The sequence below is a fragment of the Terribium retamae genome, from assembly GCF_022347545.1.
Classification (GTDB): domain Bacteria; phylum Pseudomonadota; class Alphaproteobacteria; order Rhizobiales; family Rhizobiaceae; genus Mesorhizobium; species Mesorhizobium retamae.
Genome location: NZ_JAKREW010000022.1, coordinates 1 through 14894 on the forward strand (window position 1 = coordinate 1; position 14894 = coordinate 14894).

Here is a 14894-nt window from a genome sequence, read left to right on the forward strand (position 1 = left end):
CTAATCCGCAGGAACTCTGCCGCCCACGTTTCTCTTTCTTCTCTATTCAATTGTCAAAGAACAGACACCACAGACGCGGTGTCATGGCCCGTTCCGCTTCTCAGCTCCAGGCCAACAGAGTGTCGCTCACGCGGCTCTCTTGAATTTGTCCAACCTTGCGAAACTCAGAAGCGAACTTCTTGGTCGCCAGCAGCGTCGCCGCTGTCGTTGGTGAGCGGCATATAGGGGATGGCCTCTTCCGGTGTCAACAGCCGTTTGAAGATTTTTGCGATCTTCTCGATTTTTTTCTCGCCGAAGCGCCTAGAAGTCGGTTCGCCATCAAGAGATTGTGGTTTGCCGGCGTCCGGCAACTAAACATGAAAGACATGCCCCTCTTCGGCCACCCTGATTGTTCGCGGCCCAGTCCGAGATCGAGAATCGGCGCGCTGTGGATGAGCCAACAAATGAGGTGACATCGACGCCGGACGCGGGAATGGCCGGGCGCAGCTGACGTCACACGGCGCATATTGTCCAGGAGCACCGCATCAACGCCGGCTGCGAGCACCGTCTCGAGTGATGCTGTCGCGACGAGCGTTCCCGGAGGAGCATGGCTGCCATCGCGATGAACCGGCTCGAACACAATGCGCGAATCGATCAACGGGAAGGCAAGCGCAACGACATCGCGGCCCACGCCCTCAGCGGCGTCAACATTCCCCGGCGCTCTATTCCTTAGTCCACAATTCCTTAGTCCACATCGTGGTTCTTGCCTGCCGGCTTGCACTTTCCCGTGTCTGTCATGCGATCCTGCATGGTTTCCAGGGTCCGGTAGAAAGATGACGGATTTTACCGGTCGATCCGCGTCGAGAGGATGATGGAAGACAGCGTGCGTTCCACGCCGTCCATTGCGCCGATTCGGTCGAGCAGTGCATCGAGATCGCTGATCGAAGCCGATTCGACCGTCACGATCATGTCGAAGCTGCCGCTGACCGAATGCAGGGAGCGCACCTGGCCAAGCGCCCGCAGATCCTTCACGACGCGCTCGGCCGCTTTCGGCGCCACCGTCAGCAGCACGTGCGCGCGCACCAGCCCCTGCTCGTAGTCCGGCGCCAGCCGCACGCCATAGCCAATGATGATGCCGCGCGCCTCCAGCCGTTCGATACGGCTTTGCACGGTCGTGCGCGAAACGCCCAGTCTTCGGGCGAGCTCTGCGGTCGACGCGCGCGCGTTTTCACGCAGCAATGTGATGAGGTCTCTGTCGGCTTGGCTTAGCATTTTCCCAGTGACTTCGCATTCTGACGAACGGCCTCGGCGATTTTGTCGAAAAGCGTCGGCGTTTTGTTCAATCGCACACTTCCATTCGTCAGGCAAACTGCGATTCCTGCCCCAGAAACATCAATAGGAAAGGGCTTGGCCATGAAGGAAATCGTTGTCGTCGGCGCGGGCAAGATCGGGTCGACCATCGCAGACATGTTGGCCGCGAGCGGTGACTATCGTGTCACTATCGTCGACCGCTCCGCAGCGCAGCTCGCGGCACTTGAAGTTGGTGCCGGCGTCACCACGGTGGAAACCGACATCGAAGCAGCCGGCGCCCTCGAAGCCGTGCTCGCTGGCAAGTTCGCCGTGCTCAGCGCCGCGCCTTTCCATCTCACCACCCGCATCGCAGAAGCGGCGGCTTCCGCCGGTGTCCACTATCTCGACCTGACCGAGGACGTAGCCTCGACCCGTCGCGTCAAGGAACTGGCGAAGACCGCCAAGACCGCCTTCATCCCGCAGTGCGGCCTCGCTCCAGGCTTCATCTCGATCGTCGCCAACGATCTCGCCAGCCGTTTCGACAGTCTCGAAAGCGTGCGCATGCGCGTCGGCGCGCTGCCGCAATATCCGTCCAATGCCCTGAACTACAACCTGACCTGGAGCACCGACGGCGTCATCAACGAATATTGCGAGCCTTGCGAAGCCATCGTCGAGGGTGAGTTGATCGAAGTGCCGCCACTGGAGGAACGTGAGGAATTCTCGCTCGACGGCGTCACCTACGAGGCTTTCAACACCTCGGGCGGCCTGGGTACGCTGGCCGAGACGCTGAAGGGCAAGGTGCGCACGCTCAACTACCGCACCATCCGCTATCCGGGCCACGCCGCGATCATGAAGGCTCTGCTCAACGATCTCGGCCTGCGCCATCGCCGCGAAGTGCTTAAGGACATCCTGGAGAATGCACTGCCGGCCACCATGCAGGATGTGGTCATCGTCTTCGTGACGGTGTCGGGCCGCAAGAACGGCCGCCTTCTGCAAGAGACCTACGCCAATAAAGTCTATAGCCAGCGCGCTGGCCAGACGGTGCGCAGCGCCATCCAGATCACCACCGCTTCCGGCATCTGCGCCGTGCTCGACATGCTGGCCGACGGCACGCTGCCGGCAACCGGCTTCGTCAAGCAGGAAGACATCGCCCTGGACAGCTTCCTGGCCAACCGCTTCGGCCGCGCTTATGCGCAGCACGAGCGCACCGACCGCATGGCCAGCTAAACCTGGGCATGCCTGATCAGGGCTGACCAAACAAAGCCCGCCGGCTGGTCCCGGCGGGTTTTTGTTGGAATGCATCGTCGCTGGGAGCACGCTTGCTCAGATATGCAACGCGTGCCCGAGCGCCTTGAGTGCGGCTTCCGGAAACGCCTCGCCCTGCGTCGGATGCGCGTGGATCGTGCCCGCGATGTCTTCGAGACGCGCACCCATCTCCAGCGCAAGGCCGAATGCGGCAGCCAGTTCGGAAACGCCGGTGCCGACCGCCTGTATGCCCAGCACCAGATGATTGTCGGCGCGCGCGACAACACGGACGAAGCCGCTTTCGCCGAGCTTGGTCATGGCACGGCCATTGGCGGTGAACGGAAACAGTCCGGTCTTGATCTCACCGCCCAGGGCTTTCGCTTCCTCCGGCGACAGTCCCACGCTCACCACTTCCGGATCGGTGAAACAGACCGCCGGAATGGCTCGCTTGTCCCAGCCACGTTTGTGGCCGGCCACGATCTCGGCCACCATCTCGCCCTGCGCCATGGCGCGATGCGCCAGCATCGGCTCGCCGGTGACATCGCCGATCGCAAAGACGCCGCGCATGGAGGTGCGGCATTGCTCGTCGATGCGAATGAAACGACCGCTCATGTCGAGGTCGATCTGGTCGAGCCCCCAGCCTTCCGTCACCGGCTTGCGCCCGACGGTAACCAGGATCTTGTCGGCCTCGATCTTCACGTCCTTGCCGGCAGCCGTTTCCACCAGCAGCGCATCACCCTTTGTCGAAAGGCCCTTGGCCTTGGCCTCGGTCAATACGTCGACGCCAAGTTCCGCGAGCCGCTTGATCACCGGCTTGGTCAGCTCGGCGTCATATTGCGCAAGCAGGCGCGGCAGCGCCTCGACCACGGTCACTTTCGAACCGAGCTTGGCAAAGGCCATGCCGAGCTCGAGCCCGATGTAACCGCCGCCGACGATGGCGAGCCGCTCCGGCACCTTGTCCAGCGAGAGCGCTTCGGTCGACGAGATCACCGGACCGCCGAACGGCAGGAACGGCAGCTCCACCGGTGTCGAGCCGGTGGCAATGACCACGGTTTCGGCGCGGATCACCTGGAGACCGGTTTCGGTCTCGACTTCCACAGTCTTGCCGTCGCGAAAAGTCGCCCAGCCCGAAACATGCTTGACCTTGGCCTTCTTGAGCAATCCGGAAACGCCATTTGTAAGCCGGCTTACTATGCCGTCTTTCCAAGCGACGGTCTTGCCGAAATCGAGCGACGGAGCTGTCGTCGCAATGCCGAGGGGACTGGTGCCCTCGGCCATGTGCGAAACTTTCTCGAACTCCTCCGCGGCATGGATCAATGCCTTCGACGGGATGCAGCCGATGGTGAGACAGGTGCCGCCCGGCTTCGCTGCCTCGACGATGACGGTATCGATGCCGAGCTGGCCGGCACGGATGGCACAGACATAGCCGCCGGGGCCGGCGCCGATGACGAGCAGTTTGCAGGAAATATCCTTCATTGCACTGATCCCTGCTCTGAAAGGTTCGCTGGCTGATGATCGTGAAATGAGTGCATGGTCAGTTGTCCACGAAGATCAGCGCCGGGGTTTCCAGAAGCGTCTTGATGCGCTGGACGAACACCGCTGCATCCCAGCCATCGACGATGCGGTGATCGAAACTGGATGACAGGTTCATCATCTTGCGCGGGACAAACTGGGTGCCATCCCACATCGGCCTCACCATCATCTTGTTCACGCCGATGATCGCGACTTCCGGATGATTGATCACCGGTGTGGTCACCACACCGCCCATGGCGCCGAGCGAAGTGATGGTGATGGTCGATCCGGAAAGTTCGTCACGGGTCGCCGTTCCATTCTTGGCGGCCTCGGCCAGGCGATTGACCTCGGCGCCGCAATCCCACAGGTCGCGCGCCTCGGCATGTTTCACCACCGGCACGACCAGCCCGTTTGCGGTCTGGGCAGCAATACCGATGTTGATGCCGCCATGCTGGTGGATAACACCGGCCTCGTCGTCGAACAGCGAATTGAGCAGCGGCTGCTCGCCGATCGCCTTGACCATGGCCCGCATCAGGAATGGCAGCAGCGTCAGCTTTGGCCGATCGGCGCGCTTCTCCTTGTTGAGGGCAGCACGCAGCTCTTCCAGCGCCGTCACGTCGACTTCTTCGACATAGGTGATGTGCGGAATACGCGATTTGGCGAGCTTCATCTTCTCGGCGATCTTGCGCCGAAGTCCGATGACCTTGATTTCATCGACGCTCTCGTTGCGCAAGAGACCGGTCGGCGGCCGCGTCGCTTGCGGTCCGCGGGCGAGGAACGCGTCAATATCCTCATGCCCGATCCGGCCTGCTGGACCGGTGCCGGGGACCTGTCGCAGATCAATGCCGGCTTCCCTGGCGCGAAGCCGCACCGCCGGCGACGCCAACGGCTTTTCACCTTCCGGACGCGGCGCGCCGCCGATCGACGCCGATGGGCGCGACACACTCTTCGCTGTTGCCGGAGCTGGCGCCGGCCTGGCCTCGACCGGCTCCTTGCGCGCAACCTCGACCGAAGCCTCCTTGGCGATCTCGACCGTCGCTGGTTCTTCTGCCTGGCTTTTGGCGGCAGCCGTCACATTGCCTTCGCCGGCCACTTTGAGCCGCACGATCGGCGAGCCGATCGCCACCGTGTCGCCGATTTCGGCGCCCAGCCACAGGATCTCGCCATCGACAGGCGAAGGGATCTCTACGGTCGCCTTGTCGGTCATGACAGCAGCCAACACGGTGTCCTCGCGCACGAGATCGCCGACCTTGACACTCCATTCGACAAGCTCTGCTTCTGCCACGCCTTCGCCGACATCGGGCAGCTTGATGACATACTCACCCATGTCAGGCCTCCATCGTGGCGATAAGCGCGCGACCAACCCGGGCCGGGCCCGGGAAATAATCCCACTCCTGTGCATGCGGATAAGGAGTATCCCACCCGGCTACACGCATCACCGGTGCCTCGAGATGATAGAAGCAGTTCTCCTGCACCAGCGACATGAGCTCGGCGCCGAAGCCGGAAGTCAGCGTCGCCTCGTGCACCACGACACAGCGGCCGGTCTTCTTGACCGACTCCACGATGGTATCGAGATCAAGCGGCAACAGCGTGCGCAGATCGATGACCTCGGCATCGATGCCGGTCTCCTCGGCAGCAGCCTGCGCGACATAGACCATGGTCCCGTAGGCGAGCACCGTGACCGCGTTGCCGGGGCGGCGGATCACCGCCTTGCCGAGCGGCACGGTATAGTGACCGTCGGCGACTTCACCCAAATCGTGCTTGGACCAAGGCGTGATCGGCTTGTCATGGTGGCCGTCGAAGGGACCATTGTAGAGCCGTTTGGGCTCCAGGAAGATGACCGGATCCGGATCTTCGATCGCTGCGATCAGCAACCCCTTGGCGTCGGACGGATTGGACGGCACCACGGTCTTCAAACCTGAGACGTGGGTGAACAGGGCTTCGGGACTCTGGCTGTGGGTCTGACCGCCGAAGATGCCACCACCCGTCGGCATCCGTACGACGATCGGACAAGTGAAATCACCGTTGGAGCGATAGCGGAGACGCGCAGCCTCCTGGGTCAGCTGGTCATATGCGGGATACATGTAGTCGGCAAACTGTATCTCAACGCATGGCTTCAGGCCGTAGGCCGCCATGCCGATTGCCGCACCGACGATGCCGGATTCGTTGATCGGGGCATCGAAGCAACGGCTCTTGCCGTATTTTGCCTGCAGTCCCTGCGTGCAGCGGAACACGCCGCCGAAAAAGCCGACATCCTCACCGAATACAACGACACGTTCGTCCAACCCCATCGCGACGTCCATGGCGTCGCGAATAGCCTCGATCATGGTCTTGCGTGCCATGGTTCAGATCCCCGCCTGCTGGCGTTGGCGCTTGAGATGCGGCGGCATCTCGGCATAGAGCCCCTCGAACATGTCGCGGATCGAAGGCTTGCCGCCGGCATGCAGCGTGCCGTGCGATTCGGCTTCCTTCTGCGCCGTTATGACGGTCTCGAGAATCTCGGTCTCAGCCTGTGCGTGGCGTTCATCCGACCAGACACCCCGATGGATAAGATGGTTCTTCAGGCGGACCACCGGGTCGCCAAGTGGCCAGGCCTCCGATTCCGCCTTTGGCCGATAGGCCGAGGGATCGTCCGACGTCGAATGCGCACCGGCGCGGTAGGTCACATATTCGATCAGCGTCGGCCCGAGATTGGCGCGCGCGCGTTCCGCAGCCCATTTCGCCACCGCATGCACGGCGAGATAGTCGTTGCCGTCTACCCGCAAAGCCGGGATGCCGAAGCCCAGGCCACGCGCCGCGAAAGTGCCGGCGCCGCCACGGGCAATGCCCTGGAAGGTCGAGATCGCCCACTGGTTGTTGACGATGTTGAGAATGACCGGAGCCTTATAGGTCGAGGCAAACACCAGCGCCGAATGGAAATCCGATTCCGCGGTCGAGCCGTCACCGATCCAGGCAGCAGCGATGCGCGTATCGCCGCTGATCGCGGAGGCCATAGCCCAACCCACCGCCTGGATATACTGTGTGGCCAGATTGCCGGAAATCGAGAAGAAGCCATGCTCCTTCGACGAATACATGATCGGTAGCTGCCGTCCCTTCAGAGGGTCGGCTTCGTTCGAGTAGATCTGGTTCATCATCGTGACCATCGGATAGTCGTCGGCGATCAAAAGGCCGGCTTGCCGATAGGTCGGGAAGTTCATGTCGCCTTTGTCGAGCGCCCTGCGGAAGGCGCAGCTCACCGCCTCCTCGCCCAGATGCTGCATATAGAAGGAGGTCTTGCCCTGGCGCTGCGCCATCTGCATGCGCGCATCGAAAGCTCTCAGCGTCATCATGTGACGCAAGCCTTCCAGGAGTTCTTCGTCGCTGAGCATACCGGCCCAGGGACCTACTGCCTCGCCGGCGCGATCCAGGACACGGATGATAGAGAATGCCAGGTCGCGGATTTCGCGCGGATCGACATCGATCGGCGGTTTGGGCACCGAGCCGGCCTTCGGGATGGGAACATTGGAGAAATCCGGGGTTCCACCCGGCCTTACCTCCGGTTCCGGAACATGAAAGCGCAACTTCCCGGCTTCGGCCATAGGCTCTCGTCCTCCACTGCATTGGAGTGCCATGCGTCCATGCGGACGCCCGAACGGTACTCCATCTCTTTCACTTTGCGATGTTGGCATATCTTCGACGCCGAAGCAGCGCCAAAGTACCTCCCACCGCGTTGCCTTCTCCCTGCACGGCGCGTTCGGCTCCGGCGGCGGCGCAATGTTGCAGGAAACGCGCGTAATATCTCGTCTCATCCATGTCCGTTGCGGCAACAAATGAGATCGGTTGTCATGACTTTCATTCCGAAAGCTGCCGCAAGCGCTGTGAGGCGCCAACCACGCTTTGCAAGCGCTCGGATTCGCCCTCGCCATCCAATCCTCGATTTCGCGCAACTCCTTTACGCCACATGCTTTGACCGCCGCTTCGTGCTAGGGACGCCGACATGGCACAGAAAAAAGCCTCAGAAGTCGATTCGTGGCTGGCCCGGCCGGACTCCGGCACCTGGCTGGTGCTTATCTATGGCCCGGACCGCGGACTAGTTGCGGAAAGGGCGCGGGCTTTCGCAGCGCGCACAGGGTTGCCGCTCGATGATCCTTTTTCCGTGGTAAAACTCGATGCCGGCGACGCCGACCGGGATCAGGGCCGATTGCTTGATGAAGCGCGCACTGTGCCGATGTTTTCCGATCGGCGACTGCTTTGGCTGCGCAACGCCGGCGCGCAGAAGAACCTCGCGGATGATGTAAAAGCCTTGCTGGCCGAGCCACCCCGTGATGCCATCGTGCTCATCGAGGCCGGAGACCTGAAGAAAGGTGTCGGCCTGCGCGCAACCGTGGAGGCCGGCGCTGGCGCGATGGCGCTGCCCTGCTATGCCGACGATGCACGCGACATCGAAACCGTCATCGATGACGAGCTCGGCAAGGCTGGCATGACCATGACACTCGAAGCCCGCCAGACCTTGCGCCGCAACCTCGGCGGCGACCGCCTCGCCTCGCGTGGCGAGGTCGAAAAGCTGGCGCTTTACGCGCATGGCCGCAGCGAAATCACGCTGGAGGACGTGCGCGTTCTCACCGGCGACGTCTCCGGACAATCATTTGACGACGCGGTGGACGCGGTTCTGGCTGGCAGGTTGGAAGATTTCGATACGGCTTTCACCCGGCAGTGTCAGGCGGGTGGCCAACCGTTTCTGGCTTTGGCTGCAGCGATGCGCCAGTTCCAGGCTTTGCACGCCATGCGCGGTGCTGTTGAAGCTGGCGGTGGGCGCAATGCAGCAGCGGTCGTTGCCGCGCATAAACCGCCGGTGTTCTTCACCCGTCGCCGCCTGATCGAAACCGCGCTGGAGCGTTGGAGTTCCGAAGGCTTGAACCGGGCGTTGGCACGACTTCAGGCCGCTATCCTGCAGACGCGGCGGCGGTCCGATTTGGCCGAGCCGATTGCCCGTCAGGCTTTGCTCGGCATCGCCGTGGAAAGCGCCCGGCTCGCGCAACGCCGCTAAGATGAATCAGCGAGACGATCAAAAGATCGTTCATTTACAATAAGCTAAATGCTCAGGCCTGCTTCAGTCGTCGGCAGAGATCGTCGAGTTGGTCGAGCGAGCGATACGATACACGCAATTCGCCACCACCGCTCTTATGTGCGATCACCACCTTCATGCCGGTGACATCGGACAAAAGCTTTTCCAGCGCCAGCGTATCCGGATCCTTTTCCGTGGGGGCCGAAAGTTTGGCTTCGCGTTGCGCCTGAACCGGCATCTGTGCAAGCGCCTCGGCCTGACGAACGGAAAGCCCTTCCTCAACGATGCGCTTGGCAAGCCCGGCCGGATCCTGCGCGGTGACCAGCGTGCGCGCATGGCCAGCCGACAGGGAACCATCCACCAGCATGTCGCGAATGACATCCGGCAGTTTCAAGAGCCGCAACGTGTTGGCGACATGGCTGCGGCTCTTGCCGATAACCTGTCCGAGATCGGCCTGGCTGTAGCCGTGATCGTCAATCAACTGCTGGTAACCGAGCGCCTCTTCGACGGCGTTGAGATCTGCACGCTGGACGTTCTCGATGATCGCCAGCTCCAGGGCAGTGCGATCGTTGACTTCGCGCACGATGACCGGGATCTCGATCAGGCCGGCACGTTGCGCAGCCCGCCAGCGCCGCTCGCCGGCGATGATTTCATAGCGGCCCTGCTGCGTCGGCGACGACCGCACCACCACAGGCTGGACGACCCCATGTTCGCGAATCGACTGGGACAAGTCCGTCAGTTCGGCATCGCCGAAATGTCGACGTGGGTTGCGCGGGTTCGGGGAGACGAATTCGATCGGCACTTTGCCGTCCGCCGCAGCACGCGGCTGTTCGGAAGCTGCTGTAACCGGCCGATCGATTTCGCCGATCAGCGCCGCAAGCCCGCGTCCCAGCCGCTTTCTCGAAGGATCGTCATTCATCTCAGTCTTCCAGGTCGTTTCGCTATCGTATCAAATCTGAGTCTCATGCAGCCCGTAGCTGACGCTCGCGGCGAATCACCTCGGAAGCCAGCTGCAGGTACGCTTGGCTGCCTGAGCACTTCAGGTCGTAGAGGATGGCCGGCTTGCCATAGGATGGCGCTTCGGACACGCGAACATTGCGCGGGATGACCGTCTCATAGACCTTGTCGCCCATATAGGCGCGCACATCCTGCACGACCTGGTTGGCGAGATTGTTGCGGCCATCGAACATGGTGAGCACGATGCCCTGGATGCTCAGATTCGGGTTTATCGAACCACGAACCTGCTCGACGGTCTCGAGAAGCTGGCTAAGACCTTCCAGCGCAAAGAATTCGCACTGCAGGGGAACCAGCACAGAATCAGCCGCCGCCATCGAATTCAGCGTCAGCAAGTTGAGCGATGGCGGGCAATCGATCAGCACGTAGCTGTATTGGTCCGACGCATGGATTGCGTTGCGCAGCCGCAGCACGCGATCCGGAGCCGAGGCGATCTCCATCTCGATGCCGAGCAGATCGAGCGTCGAAGGTACAATCGACAGACCGGGCACGGCCGTCGGCATGGCTGCAGCTTCCAGATCGAGCTGACCAGTGAGCACATCATAGGAAGACACCGTACGATCCCGGCGTTCTATTCCGAGCCCGGTGCTGGCGTTGCCCTGGGGGTCCAAGTCCACGATGAGCACGCGCTCACCGATCGCGGCAAGCGCTGTCGCCAGGTTGATGGCGGTCGTCGTTTTGCCGACGCCGCCCTTCTGATTGGCAACGGTAATGATCCTGGGTCCGGTGGTGGTCATGGTTTTCCGCCACAAATTCATTTCGCTAGCATCACACGTTGAATCAAAGTCTGCGAACATTTCGCAGTTCAAGCACAACCCCTTGTGGGTCGATCATGCTTTGATGTTCTACCAGATCGAAGCGCCAGCGGTGAGTGCTTTCTTCGACTTCCCGCTGATAATCCCGGCCTTTGTGGAATAGAGCGCGGGCACCGGTGCCCAACCAGGGCTCGGTAAGGTCAAGAAGATCGGTCAACGAAGCCAGCGCACGAGCCGTTACGATCTCCGGGGCACGCACGAGTGAATACGACTCTTCAATGCGCTTTGCGATGACCCGAGCGGGCAAACGAAACTGCCCGACAGTGGCCTGCAAGAACCCAGTCTTTTTTCGATTGCTCTCGACAAGATCAATCGAACCATCACGATCCTTAAGCAGAAACGCCATTACCAAGCCGGGAAATCCGCCCCCAGAACCGATATCAGCCCAGCGCTTGGCGGTCGGCTCAAGCGCTGCAAGCTGGGCGCTGTCTAAGATGTGGCGTCGCCACACATCACCTTCAGTGGATGCAGCGACGAGATTTATGCTTCTATTCCATTTCAGGAAATGCGCTTCAAACGCCTCCAGCGCCGCAAACGTTTCACGTGAAACGTCTCCGGCTACCGCCCGCAGGCTTTCATAGGAAGCGTCGCTCAAGCGGCACCCTTCTCGGCAATCTCCGCATTCCGGATGTGAGCGACGATTACGGCCAGGGCAGCAGGCGTCATGCCTTCCATGCGCTGCGCCTCGGCAATCGACCGGGGCTTTCGATCCCGCATCTTCTGCTTCAGTTCATTCGACAGGCCTGAAACCCCGCCAAAATCCAACTCCCCCGGGATCATTCGATTCTCTTCCCGCCGCAGTTGTTCAGCATCGGCCTTCTGGCGATCCAGATATACCGAATATTTCGCCTCAATTTCGAGCGCTTCCGCCGTCTTGGCATCAATGCCGGCGAATTGGGAATCGATCTTTGATAGCCAGGCTACATCCACAGCTGGATATGCCAGCAACTCATAGGCCGAGCGTCGCACCCCGTCCTTGTTTATCTCGAGACCGTGACTGGCGGCTTCGTTCGGCGTGAGCCGAACCCGTTTGGCCAATTCGCGAGCGCGATCGATCCGCGTTCTGATCTCTTCAAAACGACGAGCGCGGTCGGCCGATACGATGCCGAGATCAATGGCTTTGGCCGTCAGGCGCTCATCCGCGTTGTCGGCGCGCAGCGACAAGCGGAATTCCGCGCGCGAAGTAAACATGCGATAGGGCTCCGCGATGCCTCTGCTTGTCAGGTCGTCGATCATGACGCCGATATAGGCTTCCGTCCGGCTGAGCACGACCTGGTTGCCACCACCGGCGCGACGCGCGGCGTTCAGGCCTGCGATAAGACCCTGCGCTCCCGCCTCTTCATAACCGGTCGTGCCGTTGATCTGGCCAGCGAGAAATAGCCCTTGGATCTTGCGGCTCTCAAGCGACTGATGCAGTTCGCGCGGGTCAACATGGTCATACTCGATGGCGTAACCTGGCTGCAGCATGGTCGCACGCTCCAAGCCCGGGATCGTCTTCAGCAGTTCAAGCTGCGCATCCTCCGGAAGCGATGTCGAAATCCCGTTTGGATAAACCGTCGGATCGTCGAGACCTTCCGGTTCGAGAAATATCTGATGCCCTTCACGATCGCCAAACTTGACGATCTTGTCCTCTATAGAGGGGCAGTAGCGGGGCCCCACGCCCTCGATCTCTCCCGAATACATTGCAGAACGATTGAGATTTGCGCGGATAACGGCGTGCGATTCCGGGGTCGTGCGCGTTATCCCGCAATCGATCTGCGGATTGCGGATATGATCCGTCATAAGGGAGAAAGGAACTGGGTTCTCGTCCGCGGCCTGGCTTTCGAGTGCCTTCCAATCGATCGTGCGCCCGTCTAGCCGAGGCGGTGTACCGGTCTTCAAACGCCTTAGCTTGAAGCCGATGCGCTCCATGGTGGCCGATAGACCGACGGAAGCCTGCTCGTTCATGCGCCCGGCAACGATCTTACGATCTCCGATATGAATCAAACCGCGCAGGAACGTGCCCGTTGTCAACACCACGGCGCCACAAGACAGCCGGCGGCCATCTGCCAGAACTACGGCTGAAACGGCGTTGTTATCAACCTCAAGATCGAAAACTTCGCCTTCAATGACGTCGAGATTTGCTTGAGCCTGGATGGCCTCTTGCATAGCCAGGCGATAGAGCTTCCGATCTGCCTGGGTTCGAGGACCACGCACCGCAGGTCCTTTCCGGCGATTGAGCAGACGAAACTGAATGCCACCAGCATCCGCGACCCGACCCATCAGGCCGTCCATCGCATCGATTTCGCGAACGAGATGGCCCTTGCCAAGACCACCAATCGCCGGATTGCAGGACATCACTCCAATTGTGTCGAAGCGCAGCGTTACCAGCGCACAACGCGCACCCGCGCGTGCAGCGGCGCTGGCTGCTTCGCAACCGGCATGGCCACCTCCAACCACGACGACGTCGTAGCTGCTGATCATTTTGCTTGCGCTCCTGGAGTTTCGCTTTGCGCTGTCATGTTCCCGCTAGCGATTCCTGTCAAGAAAAACCGAACGTTTCACGTGAAACATGTATCCGTTGCAAAACGCGTCCTGTGGGGTTGTTTCACGTGAATCATGTCCGCGGTGCCGGGCATTGTTTCACGTGAGTCAGGCTTCCGCCTATCTGAGGCGTTTCACGTGAGTCACTTCCCGATACAGAACTGCGAGAAGATGACGTCCAGCAAGTCTTCGACATCGACAGCGCCAACAATTCGGCCCAATCGCTCTCCAGCCAACCGTAGATCTTCAGCCTGGAGCTCCAGATCCGTCCCAGACAGCGCTCGCTCTATGAACGCCTTGCCTTCGTTCAGCAGCTCCATATGGCGCAGGCGTGTCGGCAGCAGATCACCAGCTGACGCAGCCGCGCGCTCCGCCAATTCGCCCAGCCTCTCGAGAAGTTTGTCCAGCCCTTGGCCCGTCCTACCAGACACAACCAGATCGAATTCGGCCTCTTTTCCTTGTTCTTCCTCGGCGAGCAGATCGACCTTGGTTCCAATCCGGAGCGCACGCGCGCCTTCCGGCAATTCGATATCCGGCGGCGCTATCGTCATATCTTGGAGCAACACAATCAAATCGGCGCTCTCCGCACGCTCTTTCGCTCGCTTGATCCCTATTCCCTCGACTGTTCCGGCCTGCTCTCTCAGGCCAGCCGTGTCGGTCAGCCGAACTTTGAGGCCGTGTAGGTCCAGCGCGACCTCGATCAGGTCCCTCGTCGTGCCGGGTTCGTCACTGACAATAGCGGCTTCGCGCTTGGCGAGTGCGTTAAACAAGCTCGACTTCCCGGCGTTCGGCGCGCCCAGTATGACCACGTCGAAGCCTTCTCGGATAATTTCGCCCGCGTGGAACCCATCAATATGCGTTGCAATGTCGCTGGAAAGCTTACGCATACCAGACCAGACAGCCTCCAACACGGATCCAGGAATGTCATCTTCATCCGCGAAATCGATTTCGGCTTCGATCATGGCGCGGGCATGGATCAACTGCCGGCGCCACCCTTCATAGAGTTCACTTTGGGCGCCTCCCGCATTAAGCAGAGCGAAGCGACGCTGCGATTCCGTTTCAGCGTTGATCAGGTCGGCTAGGGCTTCAGTCTCGACGAGGTCAAGCTTCCCGTTCAGGAATGCGCGTCTCGTGAATTCACCGGGCTCGGCATGACGTATCCCTTCAATGGCCGTCAACGCCTGTAAAAGCGCTGCCACCACCGCCTTACCCCCATGCACTTGAAATTCGGCGACGTCTTCCCCTGTAAAACTTGTGGGCCCTGCGAAAAAAATCACCAGTCCCGTATCGATGAGCGATCCGTCGGTTTGCCTCAATTTTCGCAGCGAGGCCGTGCGCTCAGGTGCGGACTTTCCGGCAATCGTTTCGACCGCGAATCGAGTCCTTGAGCCCGACAACCTTACCACCGCCACGCCTGCCGGCAGCTTTCCGCTCGATAACGCAACAATCGAATCCGAAAATCTCATTGTCCG

At 60.8% G+C, this 14894-nt stretch carries 14 protein-coding genes; 3 read left to right on the forward strand and 11 right to left on the reverse strand.

The annotated features are described in order from the left end of the window. Positions 1-164: 164 nt before the first annotated feature. Entirely contained in the window at positions 165-350 is a 186-nt protein-coding gene (locus L4923_RS19545; protein ID WP_239368183.1) for a hypothetical protein, read from the reverse strand. 236 nt (positions 351-586) lie between these two features. Here L4923_RS19545 and L4923_RS30965 point away from each other — a divergent pair, with 236 nt between their 5' ends. Further along, positions 587-712 carry a hypothetical protein gene (locus L4923_RS30965; RefSeq protein ID WP_275448487.1) on the forward strand — a complete coding sequence of 42 codons (126 nt, stop codon included), beginning with the start codon at positions 587-589 and terminating at the stop codon, positions 710-712. Positions 713-822: 110 nt separating this feature from the next. Here L4923_RS30965 and L4923_RS19550 read toward each other — a convergent pair whose 3' ends face one another. Beyond that, complete coding sequence (locus L4923_RS19550) at positions 823-1251, reverse strand: Lrp/AsnC family transcriptional regulator (protein ID WP_129412399.1); 429 nt, start codon at positions 1249-1251, stop codon at positions 823-825. A 141-nt stretch (positions 1252-1392) separates the two neighbouring features. On the opposite strand from L4923_RS19550, the gene L4923_RS19555 reads away from it, so the two are divergent. Further along, positions 1393-2496 (forward strand): saccharopine dehydrogenase family protein, encoded by a 1104-nt coding sequence (locus L4923_RS19555; RefSeq protein ID WP_239368185.1) that lies wholly within the window; start codon positions 1393-1395, stop codon positions 2494-2496. A 96-nt stretch (positions 2497-2592) separates the two neighbouring features. Here the strand turns inward: L4923_RS19555 and lpdA are convergent, their stop codons facing one another. Genes lpdA through L4923_RS19575 form a run of 4 tightly spaced genes read right to left on the reverse strand, consistent with a single transcriptional unit; the run spans position 2593 to position 7604 of the window. After that, a complete protein-coding gene (lpdA, locus tag L4923_RS19560) occupies positions 2593-3990 on the reverse strand; it encodes a dihydrolipoyl dehydrogenase (protein WP_239368187.1) in 1398 nt (465 codons plus the stop codon). A 58-nt stretch (positions 3991-4048) separates the two neighbouring features. Continuing rightward, the gene (locus tag L4923_RS19565; RefSeq protein ID WP_239368189.1) at positions 4049-5353 is read right to left on the reverse strand and encodes a dihydrolipoamide acetyltransferase family protein; all 1305 of its coding nucleotides are present in this window, start codon (positions 5351-5353) and stop codon (positions 4049-4051) included. Between the two features lies 1 nt (position 5354). Continuing rightward, entirely contained in the window at positions 5355-6368 is a 1014-nt protein-coding gene (locus L4923_RS19570; protein ID WP_239368191.1) for an alpha-ketoacid dehydrogenase subunit beta, read from the reverse strand. 3 nt (positions 6369-6371) lie between these two features. Then, complete coding sequence (locus L4923_RS19575; protein ID WP_239368193.1) at positions 6372-7604, reverse strand: 3-methyl-2-oxobutanoate dehydrogenase (2-methylpropanoyl-transferring) subunit alpha; 1233 nt, start codon at positions 7602-7604, stop codon at positions 6372-6374. Positions 7605-8002: 398 nt separating this feature from the next. On the opposite strand from L4923_RS19575, the gene holA reads away from it, so the two are divergent. Then, complete coding sequence (holA, locus tag L4923_RS19580) at positions 8003-9052, forward strand: DNA polymerase III subunit delta (protein WP_239368195.1); 1050 nt, start codon at positions 8003-8005, stop codon at positions 9050-9052. A 52-nt stretch (positions 9053-9104) separates the two neighbouring features. Here the strand turns inward: holA and L4923_RS19585 are convergent, their stop codons facing one another. The 5 genes from L4923_RS19585 to mnmE all read right to left on the reverse strand — a co-directional run bounded on the left by L4923_RS19585 (position 9105) and on the right by mnmE (position 14888). After that, positions 9105-9989: a ParB/RepB/Spo0J family partition protein gene (locus L4923_RS19585; RefSeq protein ID WP_239368197.1), complete on the reverse strand. Its 885-nt coding sequence runs from the start codon at positions 9987-9989 to the stop codon at positions 9105-9107. Between the two features lie 43 nt (positions 9990-10032). After that, positions 10033-10821 (reverse strand): ParA family protein, encoded by a 789-nt coding sequence (locus tag L4923_RS19590; protein ID WP_239368199.1) that lies wholly within the window; start codon positions 10819-10821, stop codon positions 10033-10035. Positions 10822-10864: 43 nt separating this feature from the next. Further along, entirely contained in the window at positions 10865-11494 is a 630-nt protein-coding gene (rsmG, locus tag L4923_RS19595; RefSeq protein ID WP_239368201.1) for a 16S rRNA (guanine(527)-N(7))-methyltransferase RsmG, read from the reverse strand. Beyond that, positions 11491-13362, reverse strand: coding sequence for a tRNA uridine-5-carboxymethylaminomethyl(34) synthesis enzyme MnmG (gene mnmG, locus L4923_RS19600; RefSeq protein ID WP_239368203.1), 1872 nt, complete (start codon positions 13360-13362; stop codon positions 11491-11493). The genes rsmG and mnmG overlap by 4 nt, the downstream gene beginning before the upstream one ends. Positions 13363-13565: 203 nt before the next feature. Then, entirely contained in the window at positions 13566-14888 is a 1323-nt protein-coding gene (mnmE, locus tag L4923_RS19605) for a tRNA uridine-5-carboxymethylaminomethyl(34) synthesis GTPase MnmE (RefSeq protein ID WP_239368205.1), read from the reverse strand. Positions 14889-14894 lie beyond the last annotated feature (6 nt).

Coding starts and splice junctions, on each gene's coding strand:
- L4923_RS30965 (WP_275448487.1), top strand. CDS start 587: ATGGCTGCCATCGCGATGAACCGGCTCGAACACAATGCGCGAATCGAT.
- L4923_RS19550 (WP_129412399.1), bottom strand. CDS start 1,251: ATGCTAAGCCAAGCCGACAGAGACCTCATCACATTGCTGCGTGAAAAC.
- L4923_RS19555 (WP_239368185.1), top strand. CDS start 1,393: ATGAAGGAAATCGTTGTCGTCGGCGCGGGCAAGATCGGGTCGACCATC.
- lpdA (WP_239368187.1), bottom strand. CDS start 3,990: ATGAAGGATATTTCCTGCAAACTGCTCGTCATCGGCGCCGGCCCCGGC.
- L4923_RS19565 (WP_239368189.1), bottom strand. CDS start 5,353: ATGGGTGAGTATGTCATCAAGCTGCCCGATGTCGGCGAAGGCGTGGCA.
- L4923_RS19570 (WP_239368191.1), bottom strand. CDS start 6,368: ATGGCACGCAAGACCATGATCGAGGCTATTCGCGACGCCATGGACGTC.
- L4923_RS19575 (WP_239368193.1), bottom strand. CDS start 7,604: ATGGCCGAAGCCGGGAAGTTGCGCTTTCATGTTCCGGAACCGGAGGTA.
- holA (WP_239368195.1), top strand. CDS start 8,003: ATGGCACAGAAAAAAGCCTCAGAAGTCGATTCGTGGCTGGCCCGGCCG.
- L4923_RS19585 (WP_239368197.1), bottom strand. CDS start 9,989: ATGAATGACGATCCTTCGAGAAAGCGGCTGGGACGCGGGCTTGCGGCG.
- L4923_RS19590 (WP_239368199.1), bottom strand. CDS start 10,821: ATGACCACCACCGGACCCAGGATCATTACCGTTGCCAATCAGAAGGGC.
- mnmG (WP_239368203.1), bottom strand. CDS start 13,362: ATGATCAGCAGCTACGACGTCGTCGTGGTTGGAGGTGGCCATGCCGGT.
- mnmE (WP_239368205.1), bottom strand. CDS start 14,888: ATGAGATTTTCGGATTCGATTGTTGCGTTATCGAGCGGAAAGCTGCCG.